The sequence below is a fragment of the Plebeiibacterium marinum genome, from assembly GCF_026013615.1.
GTDB classification, from domain to species: Bacteria; Bacteroidota; Bacteroidia; order Bacteroidales; family Marinilabiliaceae; genus Saccharicrinis; species Saccharicrinis marinus_A.
Genome location: NZ_JAPDPI010000011.1, coordinates 107,983 through 120,873, shown reverse-complemented (window position 1 = coordinate 120,873; position 12,891 = coordinate 107,983). Strand labels below are relative to the sequence as shown.

The 12,891-nt window shown below is 36.8% G+C and carries 14 protein-coding genes; 9 read left to right on the top strand and 5 right to left on the bottom strand.

Annotation, left to right across the window (positions count from 1 at the left end):
* The 4 genes from OM074_RS07555 to OM074_RS07540 all read left to right on the top strand — a co-directional run.
* Positions 1–181, top strand: a 181-nt coding sequence (locus OM074_RS07555) for a hypothetical protein (RefSeq protein WP_301198851.1), incomplete at its 5' end; no start/stop codon positions are given.
* Positions 182–357: 176 nt separating this feature from the next.
* Complete coding sequence (locus OM074_RS07550; protein ID WP_301198850.1) at positions 358–978, top strand: hypothetical protein; 621 nt, start codon at positions 358–360, stop codon at positions 976–978.
* A gap of 214 nt (positions 979–1,192) precedes the next feature.
* Positions 1,193–1,807 (top strand): hypothetical protein, encoded by a 615-nt coding sequence (locus tag OM074_RS07545; RefSeq protein ID WP_301198849.1) that lies wholly within the window; start codon positions 1,193–1,195, stop codon positions 1,805–1,807.
* A gap of 304 nt (positions 1,808–2,111) precedes the next feature.
* Entirely contained in the window at positions 2,112–2,705 is a 594-nt protein-coding gene (locus tag OM074_RS07540) for a helix-turn-helix domain-containing protein (RefSeq protein WP_301198848.1), read from the top strand.
* 147 nt (positions 2,706–2,852) lie between these two features.
* Here OM074_RS07540 and OM074_RS07535 read toward each other — a convergent pair whose 3' ends face one another.
* The 3 genes from OM074_RS07535 to OM074_RS07525 form a co-directional block, all read right to left on the bottom strand.
* On the bottom strand, positions 2,853–3,107 hold the full coding sequence (locus OM074_RS07535; protein ID WP_301198847.1) for a hypothetical protein: 255 nt from the start codon (positions 3,105–3,107) through the stop codon (positions 2,853–2,855).
* A 14-nt stretch (positions 3,108–3,121) separates the two neighbouring features.
* Positions 3,122–5,590 (bottom strand): bifunctional UDP-N-acetylmuramoyl-tripeptide:D-alanyl-D-alanine ligase/alanine racemase, encoded by a 2,469-nt coding sequence (locus tag OM074_RS07530; protein WP_301198846.1) that lies wholly within the window; start codon positions 5,588–5,590, stop codon positions 3,122–3,124.
* Between the two features lie 62 nt (positions 5,591–5,652).
* Positions 5,653–6,240, bottom strand: coding sequence for a thymidine kinase (locus OM074_RS07525; RefSeq protein WP_301198845.1), 588 nt, complete (start codon positions 6,238–6,240; stop codon positions 5,653–5,655).
* A gap of 72 nt (positions 6,241–6,312) precedes the next feature.
* Between OM074_RS07525 and OM074_RS07520 the strand changes: the two genes are divergently transcribed.
* The 4 genes from OM074_RS07520 (at position 6,313) to OM074_RS07505 (ending at position 9,644) form a co-directional block, all read left to right on the top strand.
* Complete coding sequence (locus OM074_RS07520; RefSeq protein WP_301198844.1) at positions 6,313–7,110, top strand: DUF8457 domain-containing protein; 798 nt, start codon at positions 6,313–6,315, stop codon at positions 7,108–7,110.
* A 125-nt stretch (positions 7,111–7,235) separates the two neighbouring features.
* A complete protein-coding gene (gene rsmI / locus OM074_RS07515; protein WP_301198843.1) occupies positions 7,236–7,964 on the top strand; it encodes a 16S rRNA (cytidine(1402)-2'-O)-methyltransferase in 729 nt (242 codons plus the stop codon).
* A gap of 43 nt (positions 7,965–8,007) precedes the next feature.
* Complete coding sequence (locus OM074_RS07510; protein WP_301198842.1) at positions 8,008–8,880, top strand: Cbp1 family collagen-binding glycoprotein adhesin; 873 nt, start codon at positions 8,008–8,010, stop codon at positions 8,878–8,880.
* Positions 8,881–8,942: 62 nt separating this feature from the next.
* Complete coding sequence (locus OM074_RS07505) at positions 8,943–9,644, top strand: YjjG family noncanonical pyrimidine nucleotidase (RefSeq protein ID WP_301198841.1); 702 nt, start codon at positions 8,943–8,945, stop codon at positions 9,642–9,644.
* A gap of 81 nt (positions 9,645–9,725) precedes the next feature.
* Here the strand turns inward: OM074_RS07505 and dnaB are convergent, their stop codons facing one another.
* Entirely contained in the window at positions 9,726–11,300 is a 1,575-nt protein-coding gene (gene dnaB / locus OM074_RS07500) for a replicative DNA helicase (protein ID WP_301198840.1), read from the bottom strand.
* Between the two features lie 390 nt (positions 11,301–11,690).
* On the opposite strand from dnaB, the gene ispE reads away from it, so the two are divergent.
* The gene (gene ispE / locus OM074_RS07495; protein ID WP_301198839.1) at positions 11,691–12,503 is read left to right on the top strand and encodes a 4-(cytidine 5'-diphospho)-2-C-methyl-D-erythritol kinase; all 813 of its coding nucleotides are present in this window, start codon (positions 11,691–11,693) and stop codon (positions 12,501–12,503) included.
* A gap of 60 nt (positions 12,504–12,563) precedes the next feature.
* Here the strand turns inward: ispE and OM074_RS07490 are convergent, their stop codons facing one another.
* A complete protein-coding gene (locus OM074_RS07490) occupies positions 12,564–12,884 on the bottom strand; it encodes a biotin/lipoyl-containing protein (RefSeq protein ID WP_301198838.1) in 321 nt (106 codons plus the stop codon).
* Positions 12,885–12,891 lie beyond the last annotated feature (7 nt).

Below are 12,891 nucleotides of genomic sequence, written 5' to 3'. Positions count from 1 at the left end.
CCACACCTTATGTTTATTGGAAAAGATTTGTATTTTTAAACTTTTTCAAGAACTTCGGGTGTGGGTGCACTGCTGCTCATGCAGGGCACACACAAACTGGAATAAAGCATGCGGAATTCCTGATGATTTGGAGGTTAAGTTGGGGTGTTTGAACACCGCCAAATCTTTGATTTGGTTTTAAATATGAAAAGATAAAAACAAATAAAAGCTTTGGCTCTGGAGTCGTTTGGAAGGTTTGGTTCGTAAAATCTCCGCACGCTTCATCCAGCGAACGTTAGCTGCAAGGCGAGAACAGCGCAGGTGGGTTGTAGAAAATAAACTGAATTAAGAATAGGGACATCTTTTAAAACACAATATATGACAATTGAGAAGTTACAAGCTGACTTTGATAAGATTGAAGAAAGTGATGATATTGGAACTATAGAATTCGTAGAAAAACATTTTGATTTCTTAATAAGTTTTGACTCATCTGATATAGTGGAAATTGAGGATGTAGCCGAAATTTTTAGTATTTACTACTCCTGTTTAGGTATTTGTAACCGGTGGACAGAAATCATTTCAAATAGGGACAAGATTGTTGAATTTGTAAATAAACTTAAAGGCAAAAGAGAAGACTACAATGAACTATATTTTAATATTGAATTTGTTTATTCACAAGCACTACTTGAACAAGGAAATGAATTAAAAAAAACAATTCAAACACTAATCAAATTAAATAAATTGAAACCGAAAGACGAAGATATTATTTTAAGCCTTCGTCGGGCAAAATATGCTTTAAGAAGCAAGACTTATAAGGTTTTGATAATTATCAGTTTTGTAATCATCTTTTGCTCCTTATTACTTAGACTAATAATTGATTTGAAAGATTTTAAAATATATACAGAGATTCTCTGGATAATATTAGTTGGAGTATTATTAACCCAATATGTTGATAATTATAAATCAAATAAAAGCCCAGCAGCTAATAAATATACGTAATGCGGGGCGAAGTGCTTAAATTTAACTTTTGTACATTTACTAAAAATTATTTCGGTTAGATAATGAAGAGCTTTGAAAACCCGCACTCCGCATATTCGAGCCGTTGTGCAACATTCCTCACATCTCGCAAAAGCAAAATTAAATATTTAAGCTAACGTGCAAATATAGAGGGGGATGTAAAATTTGACGTTAGTCACAATTAAAAAAAACACACATGAGAAAATTTTTATTATTATTTCTATTAATACCATTATGTATTTCTGCTCAAGAAGTTTCTTTAGAAAGCTTCATAGTTGACTATAACAAAGAATCACTTAAGATTCTGAAATCCACTGAAAATGACCAAGAATTAGTTTTAGAACTTTCAAAATTGACTCTTGAACTTCGAGAAAAACACGCTGATATCGTTACCGAGTATAAAAGCAAAATCAAGAAAGCAAATCCAGACCTTAATGAACTTCAAGTTGAAAATGAATTTACAAAAGCATTGACAATTGAAATTATCAGATATTGCCCAAGTTTTGTTACATTAAATAGGAGACTAATGGACAAATGTCCTAAAGAAAATGAATCTTTAAATTTAATATGTCAAGACATTGAAGATGTTATTCTTTCATATACAACAGAACCATTAATTGTACAAAAGGAATTAGCTGATGGACAATTATTACCATCTATAAGAAAACATAAGAAACAAATTGAGAAAGACTATCCTAAAGGTATGCTGGACCCAGATTTAATTCAAAACCTTGGAACGTATTTAATTCATAAAAGTAACGCATACTGTAGAGCTTATTTAGCTGAACAAACATTGAAAAACTTTGAATAATAACGTTGCAATAGCGCATAAGGGGTTCGTAGTCAATAGGTAAGCTTCTATAAAAGCCGACCAGCGCCAAATCGCAGATTTGGCGCTAAAATGAAATGTAAACAAAATATGCGCTTTGGCTTAGCGCAATTATGAAAGTCTGCGAGGCTAAATCCCCTTACGACGCCAAGCTACAACCGCTGTGTGGCATACAAAAGACGCAAAACCAGCACTTTGACAGATATGACGTAAAAATGACACAATAATGACGCAAGAGGAAATCGACACAGATTCTAGATTTGAATAGAATTTTAAAATTAAAAACATGAAGAATCTAGAATTATCAAAACGAGTTAAAGAATTAAGAACCCGAAAAGGATTATCACAAGAAGAATTATCCGAAGATTCAGGATTAAGTTTAAGGACTATCCAACGAATTGAGAACGGAGAAACTGAACCACGAGGTGATTCTTTAAAAAAACTTGCAAATTCTTTAGGTGCATCACCTGATGAACTTATAGACTGGACAATTCAAGAAAATAGAGGATATTTAGTTTTTTTAAATCTTTCATCATTGACTTTTATTTTATTCCCTTTACTTGGTTTTTTAATTCCTTTTATAATGTTGTCAGCTAAAAAAGATAAGATTAAGGATATAAATATGATAGGGAGCTCTATAGTGAATTATCAAATTACTTGGAATCTGATTGCATTGCCTTTCTTGATTTCTTTTTCTATACTCCTTGTAAATATAGTTTTTTTACACAATGGGTATATTTCAATACCTGAACTAGTGGCTCAGCTGATTTTGATATTATTATACCTTTACAACTTAACATTGATTTTAATTAATTCACTGAGAATATATAACAATAAAAAAGTAAGGTATTTTCCGAGAATAAGATTTATAAAGATGTAGAGAAAATACGACCACACAAGGAGTAGACTGCCGATAGGCTAAAAGCCTATCGGAGGACCTCTCACAACACCTGGCATCCAGGTATACCTATCCGCCATCAGCTATAAGCCATAAGCTATAGGCTATAAGCTATCCGCTATAACCCTCCTACTTCACCTTAACCAAATCCCTTATTTCAAATTCAAAATGGTTATCAAAATCAATCTTCAACGAACCAAACTCTTCATCCATCACAAATTTAAAACCGGCAACCTTATCATTAGGTTTTTCTTGCTTGCCTTTATATTTTTTAAAATATGATTTAACGGCTTTACAATTCTCTTTTTCAATGGCAACCAGACATTCTAAATGTTGGTTTTCATACATTTCGTAATCACTTTTAATTAACCGTATTACACCCATAATTTAATTTCTTTCTATTCGTAATAATATATTCTCTTCACCCTGCGGCTGATACTGGTAAATATTTCATAAGGGATAGTCCCCAATTCTTGCGCCAATTCATCCACCGAAATATCAGTACCAAAAACCTGTACTTCATCGCCCTCTTTGGCTCTTAGTCCGGTAACATCCACCATACACATATCCATACAAATATTCCCGACTATTGGAGCCAGCTGACCATTTACCATCATCTTTCCAACCCCATTGCTTAACCTGCGGTTTAGTCCATCAGCATAACCAACCGGTACAACAGCAATGTCTGCATCGTATGCCAATTCGCCCCTTCTTCCATAACCAATTGTTTCATGCGCTTTTACTTCCTTTATCTGCGATATATATGATTTAAAACTGGTTACACATTTTAGGTTTTGTTGCTCAACAGCTCCAATACCATACATTCCAATACCCACCCTGGCCATATCAAACTGTGCATCAGGAAACCGTAGTATCCCGGCTGAATTCAGGATATGCTTAATGAAAGAATAACCCAAAGCACTTTCCAGATCGCTTGTCTGCTTATCAAAACGCGAAATCTGCAGATTAGTAAACTCATCAAAATCAGCACCATCAGAGCCCACTAAATGCGAAAAAGCCGACTTGACCCTGATTTCAGGAGTTTGACCAAGTACCTCCTTAAGAGATTCCATCTGCGATTCCACAAATCCCAGGCGATACATACCGGTATCTAATTTTATATGTACCGGATACTTGCTCAGGCCTTCCTTTTTTAGTTCATCAACAAACTCACTTAATACCTTAAAGCTATATATTTCAGGCTCAAGCTGATGTTGAATCATAGAAGGAAAGCTTTTGGATTCAGGGTTCATGACAATAATAGGCAGTGAAATCCCAGCTTTTCTCAGTTCCACACCCTCATCAGCAAAAGCAACCCCCAGGTAATCTACTTTTTGATGCTGCAGTACATTTGCAATTTCAAACGACCCACTTCCATAACTAAATGCCTTAACCATAGCCAACACCCTGGTTTTTTCATTTAATTTAGACCTGTAATAGTTCAGGTTGTCCACCAAAGCATTCAGGTTAATCTCCAACCGGGTTTGATGATGTTTCTTTTCAAGGAAAGCAGTTACTTTTTCAAACTCAAAATTACGTGAACCTTTAATCAAAATAGCTTCATTTTTAAATGAATTATGGGTCACAGAATCTAAAAACTCTTTTGTTGAAGCATAAAAAGCACTATCCATTTCAAACACCCCGGCATGCTGTGCCAACACCTCACCTACCCCTACAAACCTATCAATTCCCTTTTCCTTTAACAGGTCGTTGATTCTTTTGCATAGTTTATCTCCCTTAATACCACTTTGGTATATATCAGATAAAATAAGTGTCCGCACCACATTCCCTTTTCTACTTTGCTGAATCAAAAAATCAAGCGACAGGGCCAGGGATGAAATATCTGAATTATATGAATCATTAACCAGAATGCAATTATTAATTCCTTCTTTAAGCTCCATTCGCATGGCTACCGGAACCAACTTTTTAACTGCTTCAGATATATAGCTTACGGTATATCCCAAATAAAACATTGTACTAACGGCATGCATCCCATTTTCAAAAGACACTTCATCGGTAAAAGGGAACTCCAGCTCAATATCAGATCCTTCTTTCTGCAGGCTAACTTTGTATACAGATCCTGATATTTCCTTTTTTAACACCCTTACATCAGCACTCTTATCTGACCCCCAGGTATATGTTTTTTTTTCCGGATAAATCTCCCTGATCCCTTCTTTTACAAAAGGAACATCTCTGGAGTAAATAATTACTTCACTATTTTTAAACAATTGCAGTTTTTCAAATAGCTTTTCTTTCCGGGAAGAAAAGTTTTCTTGATGTGCAGCTCCAATGTTTGTAACCAAACCTATGGTAGGCTTAATTACCTGCGCCAACTTTTGCATCTCCCCTTTTTGTGAAATTCCGGCTTCAAATACTGCAATTTCAGTTTCCTTAGTCAGTTGCCATACCGATAACGGTACACCTATCTGACTATTATAACTTTTAGGGGAACGAGCGAGGTTTTTAGTCGTACCAATTAACTGCGCAACCCATTCTTTAACAATGGTTTTACCATTACTCCCCGTTATCCCTATTACCGGACAAGTACTATAGTCACGTTTGCGTGCAGCCAATTGCTGAAAACAAGACAATGTATCCTGCACAACCAAATAATTTGCCTCCGTAAGAGTTGCGTCTGTTTTATAATCCTCATCTACTAAAAAACACCTTAATCCCTGTTGATATAAAGTCGGGATATAATCGTGCCCGTTATGATTGCTCCCCCTTAGGGCTACAAACATTGAATTTCCAGGATTTGAAACCGAGCGGCTGTCTGTTACCAAATAACTAATCTCTACATCGCTTTTTATTATTGCGGTTGCAGAAATCCATTTTGATAATTCACTAATAAGATATGATTGTATCATTAAATGCAGAATATAAAACCATTATTATCTAATCTATTCAATACAGTAAGGCATCTTCAAAATTACCTGGCTACTTTTTTTTGGCCTTTGGCATAACACGACCTGCACAAAGGTTCATAATCCATCTTCTCGCCTAACATCACAAGTTTTTCCTCATCCGAAAGGCGATGCGAAAAATGAGCCAATTCGCCACATTTCATACAAATAGCATGAACCTTGGTTACATATTCGGCCACGGCCATTAGCTGTGGCATTGGCCCAAATGGCTTCCCTTTAAAATCCATGTCCAATCCGGCAATGATTACCCGCACCCCCTGGTAGGCCAGCTGCTGACATACTTCCGTCAATCCATTATCAAAAAACTGTGCCTCGTCAATGCCCACTACATCCACATTGGAGCTCAGCAACAAAATATTTCCGGATGTTTCCACTGGAGTTGAAAGAATTGAATTGGCATCATGAGAAACTACTTCCTCCTCGCTATATCTCACATCAACATGCGGCTTAAAGATTTCCACCTTCTGTCTTGCTATTTTTGCCCTCTTCAACCGCCTCAGCAATTCCTCTGTTTTCCCCGAAAACATGGAACCTGCAATCACTTCAATCCATCCATGTTTACCTTCTTTATTTATCTTGTTTTCTAAAAACATTCGTTATTAGATTATTTCTTGATATTTTTGTTTCTAAACTAGTTTTACAAAGTAAGCGTTTTAATATAGATTATGGACAAGGAAGCATTATTAAAAATCATCATAAGTGATTTAAACGAAGTTGAAACTTTAGTTAAATCTTTTCAGGGACAAAAAGACATACCTGCTGCTTTTATTGACCTTACAGAGAGAAAGCTCAACCACATTAGCGATGAATTCTCCTTGCTAAAATCATTGAGTTCTCCCGAAACTTCGGAACATAAGCCTAGTGAAAAAGAAATAATAAATGAAGAGCCTGTTTTAAATGACAAACAAGTTATTGAAGACACTCCAACACAAACACAACCCCTGGCGCAAGAAACTTTAGAAGAGAAAGAAATTATAGCACCTGAGGTAACTAAAGCCGTTTCTGAACCATCTATAAAAACAGAAACTCTTGTTACAGAAAAAAAAGAGGAACAGACAGATCAGGTTATCCATAAACCGGAAGAGAAGGTAGAACTGCCCACTTTGGAACCTGAGAAACAAGAACATAAAGAAGACAGTTCAAAAACCCTGGGAGAGTCCTTTGTTGGCGAAAAGAAATCGGTAAACGATCTGATTGCAAACGCAAAAGAATCCAAAAACCAATCCCCGTTTATTGGAAAACCCATTGCAGACCTCACCAAAGGCCTGGGAATAAACGACCGCTTTTTATTTCAACGTGAACTTTTTGAAGGCAATGCCGATTTGATGAAACAAACCCTTCAACAGTTAAATGAATTACCCGACTATAACGCAGCACAAACCTTTATCTCCTCTAATTTTAAATGGGAAAACGAAAACGAAGCCACTTCTGCATTTCTGAATTATATAAAAAGGAGATTTTAACAACCAATAGTATATAGCCAATAGCAAATAGCTTTTATGCAAACACTATAAAATTGATAATTGTTAATTGATCATTGGTCATTGACCATTGACTCGCTATTGACTAATGAAAATTGACTGAAAAAATGAGCAAATTATACATCATTCCAACACCAATTGGAAACCTGGAAGACATCACACTTAGAGCCTTAAAAGTTTTAAAAGAAGTGGATTTTATCCTTGCCGAAGACACCCGAAAAACTGGTTTTCTTCTGAAACATTTTGAAATTGAAGCCAAAATGTATTCGCACCATAAATTTAACGAACACAAAACTTCAGAAAACATTGTACATAGAGTATTGGCAGGAGAAACATGCGCCCTGGTATCAGATGCCGGCACTCCAGCCATTAGCGACCCTGGATATTTATTGGTAAAACATGCCATTGAAAACGGGGTTGAAGTTGAGTGCTTGCCCGGTGCTACAGCTTTTGTGCCCGCATTGGTAAACTCAGGTTTGCCCAACGACCGTTTTTGTTTTGAGGGATTCCTGCCCCAGAAAAAAGGCAGACAAAAACGCCTGCAAGCCTTAGCCGAGGAAACAAGAACCATGATTTTTTATGAATCGCCATTTAGGTTGGTAAAAATGCTCCAACAGTTATCCGAAGCACTTGGTGAGGAACGCAAAGCCTCTGTATCAAGAGAATTAACTAAGATTCATGAAGAGAATGCCCGTGGTACTTTAAAAGAATTAACCGACCACTTCAACAGCAAAACAGTTAAGGGGGAAATTGTGATTGTTGTTGAAGGATTAGTTGAAAAAGATACACCAAAAAAGAAAAATAAGTATGCGAATGATAATGAATTAGAGAAATAAATCTTAATATTGAAATATTAAATCAATTAACACATAACACATTATGAAAAAATTAATTATTCCTTTAATTGCCACCTGCATAATATCCTGCACGGGGCCATCCTCAAAAGAAAAACTTACACAACAAAACGATTCTTTATTAGTTGCCAGTGCTGAAAAGGATAAAATACTTAATGAACTGGCCAGTTCGTTGGTTGCCATTGATGAAAACCTTCAAACCATTAAAGAAAAAGAAAATTTGATTGCTGTTAACATGGGCACTCCTGAAAGCAACTCTGAAAGCTTACAGGTAAAAATCAACAGTGACATTCAGGATATTTATGAGCTAATGCTGGCAAATAAAGAACGCATTGCAGAATTAGAACAAAAAATAAAGCAATCAAATTCTGACAACAAAAGCCTGAACAACCTGGTATCCAGACTAAACAAACAACTTAAAGAAAAAAGCATTGAAATTATTGAATTAAGAGAGCAGTTGTCTCAAAAGAATATTGAAATTGCCTCATTAAATTTTACTGTTGAAGGCATGAGCCAGGTAATAGACTCCATCAGAAACTCCAATAGTAAAACTCAAGCTGTTTTAGACTCAACAACAACAGAGCTTTACTCAGCCTATTATGCTTTTGGAACTAAAAAAGAACTGAAAGACCACCAGGTAATCTCAAACGAGGGACTTCCTTTATTCGGAAAACAAAAAGTATTAAGTAAAGACTTTAATGAGGATTATTTCACCAAAGTTGACATCCGAGATGTGGAAGAAATCCCGTTATTTCGCCCTAAATACAAGATATTAACCAACCATCCTGAGGGCTCGTTCGAGATTATTACAGGTGAAGAGGATACAAAGACTATAAAAATATTGGATAAAGATGCATTCTGGAGTATTTCAAAATTTTTAGTAGTCCAGGTAAATTGATATCACAAAACAATAGTATTACAACTCCGCTTTTGGCGGAGTTTTTTGTTTAATTTTACACCATGCCAAAATACAGTCATTTATTTTTCGATTTAGATCATACTTTATGGGACTTTGAAACTAACTCCATACAAACCCTGGAGGAGTTGTATGCAAAGTACCACCTCGGAAATGCCTTTAAAAGTTTTAATCAATTTTATGAAAGGTACGAGGAGTATAATGATTATTTATGGAGCCTATACAGAGAGAAAAAGATCAGCAAGGAAAAACTAAACTTTGATCGTTTTCACACTCCTTTTACTGAAGTTGGGATAACTGACGAATCTGTTGCAACCCGCTTCTGCAAGGATTATATCACCGTTAGTCCCACAAAAACCAATTTAATGCCCAATGCCATTGAGGTACTGACACAGCTCAAGAAAACACATCAGCTACATATCATTACCAACGGGTTTAAAGAAGTACAATTCATCAAGTTAAAAAACAGTAACCTGCAACAGTATTTCTATAAGATATTTATTTCGGAAACCATTGGGGCTTCAAAACCTAAAACTGCCTTTTTTGAATATGCCATTAAAAGTGCCAATGCCAGAAAAAAAGAATGTTTGATTATTGGGGATAATCTGGATACAGACATTGATGGAGCCATTAACTTTGGATTAGATTACGTGTATTTCAACCCTAATAAAAACCCACATGACAGAAATCTAATGCATGAAATCAGCAACCTTAAAGAATTATTGACAATAGCCAACAGTCATTAGGCATCATCCCCTGGTTATTACTATTGACCAATGACTAATGTCTAATGACTAATAACCAATGTCTATTGCCTAATGGCCATATTAAAATGGCATATCTCTTTCATGCGGGCTTGGCGCATCCGGAAAATCAGGCAAACCAAAATCATTTCCTCCGCCAACAGGCTGCTGCTCAAACGCAGCCCCCTGGGATGCATCATTCATTTTAGATCCATAGGTAACCGACTGGCCTCCTTCATCCATTCCTAAATCAGAACCAAACACTCCTGTATCTGGATTCTCGAATCGAGCCAATTCACCACGGAAGCGCAGCCTTACATCTCCGGTAGCACCGTTACGGTGCTTGGCAATAATAATCTCGCCCATACCAATTAAGGAATTACCCTGCTCATCTTCTGTAATTTTATAGTATTCAGGACGGTGAATAAAACAAACCATATCAGCATCCTGCTCAATCGCTCCAGATTCCCTCAAGTCTGACAACTGGGGACGTTTTCCTTCGGCTCCGGCCCTGCCTTCAACACCACGGTTAAGCTGCGACAGTGCGATAATAGGAATATTCAGTTCCTTGGCCAAACCTTTTAATGAACGAGAAATCATACTTACCTCCTCCTGACGCGAACCGGGGTTCATACCATTGGCATTCATCAGCTGCAAGTAGTCAATGATAACAATCTTTATATCGTGCTGCTTCTTCAGTCGCCTACATTTAGCCCTTAGCTCAAACACTGACAGACCAGGAGTATCATCCACAAATATTGGGGCATCAATCAGGTTCTGGATTTTATGGTCGAGTTGCTCCCACTCATAACTAGCCAGATTCCCCTTTTTAATTTTCTCTGCCGGCAACTCTGTTTCCGATACAATCAAACGATTTACCAACTGAACGTTACCCATCTCCAGCGAAAACACCGCAACACCCTGATTAAACTGCAAAGCCATATTCCTGGCCATGGACAGTACAAAGGCGGTCTTTCCCATCGCAGGACGGGCTGCAATAACAATCATATCAGTACGCTGCCACCCCGAAGTCATCCTGTCTAATTCAGTAAACCCGGAAGGCACTCCACTTAATCCATCCGAACGTTGAGAAGCCTCTTTAATCATTTCAATAGCTTCATCAATCACCGGGTTAATCTGGGTAACATCTTTTTTCATATTACCCTGACTAAGCTTAAAGAAGGCACTCTCTGATTCGTCAAGCAAATCATCTACATCATACCCCTCATCGTATGCTTTTGTCTGAATATCAGAACTAATTTTAATCACTTCGCGTTGCAAATATTTTTGCCATATGATACGCGCATGGTATTCTATGTGTGCTGCCGAAGCAACCCTGCTTGTAAGTTGCGTAATAAAGAACGCACCGCCCACGTCTTCCAGGCTTCCTAATTTCCGCAACTCTTCAGTTACGGTTAACATATCTACAGGAAATTCTTTTGTATGCAGGTTCTGAATGGCAACATAAATCTTTTGATGTGCCTCTTTATAAAAACACTCTGGCTTAAGCAATTCCCCAACAACAGTAAAAGCTTCTTTCTCCAACATCAACGCTCCTAAAACAGCCTCTTCCAGTTCCACTACCTGAGGCGGCATTTTCCCTACTTCCAAATCAACACCTGGTGACTTTTTACTTGTATAAGTTCTTTTCTGAGCCATATTCAATTTTTCTATTTTTTCACAAACAGGAGGACAAAGTTAATTAGTTTTACTACATTTTATCAAGATATGTTTTGCTATTAGTCAAAAAAAAAATCTAAAATTTCCCTATAATATATTTAATCTCCTTTTAAACGCTTTAATGCTATTTAAATAGTCTCTGTAAGAAAACTCCTGTTTTATAGTTAACCCCATCGCTCACCCCTCGCCCCTGAAGGGGAAGCCTCTCGCACACTGTGGGTTGAGACTCTCCCTTTAGGGAGTTGGAGGGTGCGGGTTGGGAAAAAATCGAGTTTTCTTGCCAGTACAAAATAGGAAATTCACATTTTTCCAGGGTATAAATATTTTCTTTTAATTTATCTTAGCATCAAATTTTTCAAATAATAATCCATGATTTGTTTCCCGAATGCAAAAATCAACATCGGCCTTAACATTACTGAAAAAAGACCAGATGGATACCACAACCTTGAAACACTATTTTACCCCACAAAATTATATGATGTACTGGAAATTATAGAAAACAAACATTCCTCTGATCCATACCAATGGAGCAGCAGCGGAATTTTAATCGACGGGAAAGCCGAGGATAATCTATGCATAAAAGCATTAAACTTACTAAAACAGGATTTTAATATCCCTCCTCTAAAAATACACCTCCATAAAGTCATCCCATTTGGAGCCGGACTAGGCGGAGGATCAGCAGATGCTGCATTTACACTAACCGCTTTAAACGAAATGTTTAACCTCAAAATTCCAACAAAAGAATTAATCAAATATGCATCAAAAATTGGTGCAGACTGCGCTTTTTTCATACTCAATACTCCATGTATTGCTACAGGCATCGGAGACATTCTTACACCTACAGCACTAAACCTAAAAGGCAAATATCTGGTTCTTGTAAAACCCGACATTCACATATCAACACCGGAGGCATATAGTGGTATATCACCCAAAATTCCTGAAACAAACCTTCTGAAAAACCTTCAGGCTCCAGTTAACCAATGGAAAAATACGATTGTGAATGATTTTGAAAATTCTGTCTTCCCAAACCATCCAGAGATACAATCAATCAAAGATAAGTTCTATGGCAGTGGTGCAGAATATGCAGCCATGACAGGAAGCGGTGCTGCTGTTTTTGGAATATTTGATAATAAACCAGAGATTAATTTCCCCGAGTATTTTAGCTGGCAAGAAGAACTATAAAATATCCAGATAAAAAAAAGGCCCTGATTTCTCAGAGCCTTTTATAAATATTGTATCGAATTATTCTTCAATAACTATCATCAGTTCGTTTTTCGGAATTTTATCACCTTCCTTAACGCATATTTCTTTCACAGTACCATCGAATGGCATTGCTATTTGATTACGCATTTTCATGGCTTCCAAAACCAATAACGACTCACCCTCTTTTACCTTATCCCCAACTTTTACATTAATTTTAATAACCGTACCTGGTATATACGACTTTATTTCGTTGGGATTTGGTGCTTGCCAGGGCTTTCTGTTGGCATAGCTTTTTGTAATTTTTGTTTGGTACTCCATTGTATGTACCCTAAAGCCAACCAATTCTTTTTTATCACTCATAATCAGT

Coding starts and splice junctions, on each gene's coding strand:
- OM074_RS07550 (WP_301198850.1), top strand. CDS start 358: ATGACAATTGAGAAGTTACAAGCTGACTTTGATAAGATTGAAGAAAGT.
- OM074_RS07545 (WP_301198849.1), top strand. CDS start 1,193: ATGAGAAAATTTTTATTATTATTTCTATTAATACCATTATGTATTTCT.
- OM074_RS07540 (WP_301198848.1), top strand. CDS start 2,112: ATGAAGAATCTAGAATTATCAAAACGAGTTAAAGAATTAAGAACCCGA.
- OM074_RS07535 (WP_301198847.1), bottom strand. CDS start 3,107: ATGGGTGTAATACGGTTAATTAAAAGTGATTACGAAATGTATGAAAAC.
- OM074_RS07530 (WP_301198846.1), bottom strand. CDS start 5,590: ATGATACAATCATATCTTATTAGTGAATTATCAAAATGGATTTCTGCA.
- OM074_RS07525 (WP_301198845.1), bottom strand. CDS start 6,240: ATGTTTTTAGAAAACAAGATAAATAAAGAAGGTAAACATGGATGGATT.
- OM074_RS07520 (WP_301198844.1), top strand. CDS start 6,313: ATGGACAAGGAAGCATTATTAAAAATCATCATAAGTGATTTAAACGAA.
- rsmI (WP_301198843.1), top strand. CDS start 7,236: ATGAGCAAATTATACATCATTCCAACACCAATTGGAAACCTGGAAGAC.
- OM074_RS07510 (WP_301198842.1), top strand. CDS start 8,008: ATGAAAAAATTAATTATTCCTTTAATTGCCACCTGCATAATATCCTGC.
- OM074_RS07505 (WP_301198841.1), top strand. CDS start 8,943: ATGCCAAAATACAGTCATTTATTTTTCGATTTAGATCATACTTTATGG.
- dnaB (WP_301198840.1), bottom strand. CDS start 11,300: ATGGCTCAGAAAAGAACTTATACAAGTAAAAAGTCACCAGGTGTTGAT.
- ispE (WP_301198839.1), top strand. CDS start 11,691: ATGATTTGTTTCCCGAATGCAAAAATCAACATCGGCCTTAACATTACT.
- OM074_RS07490 (WP_301198838.1), bottom strand. CDS start 12,884: ATGAGTGATAAAAAAGAATTGGTTGGCTTTAGGGTACATACAATGGAG.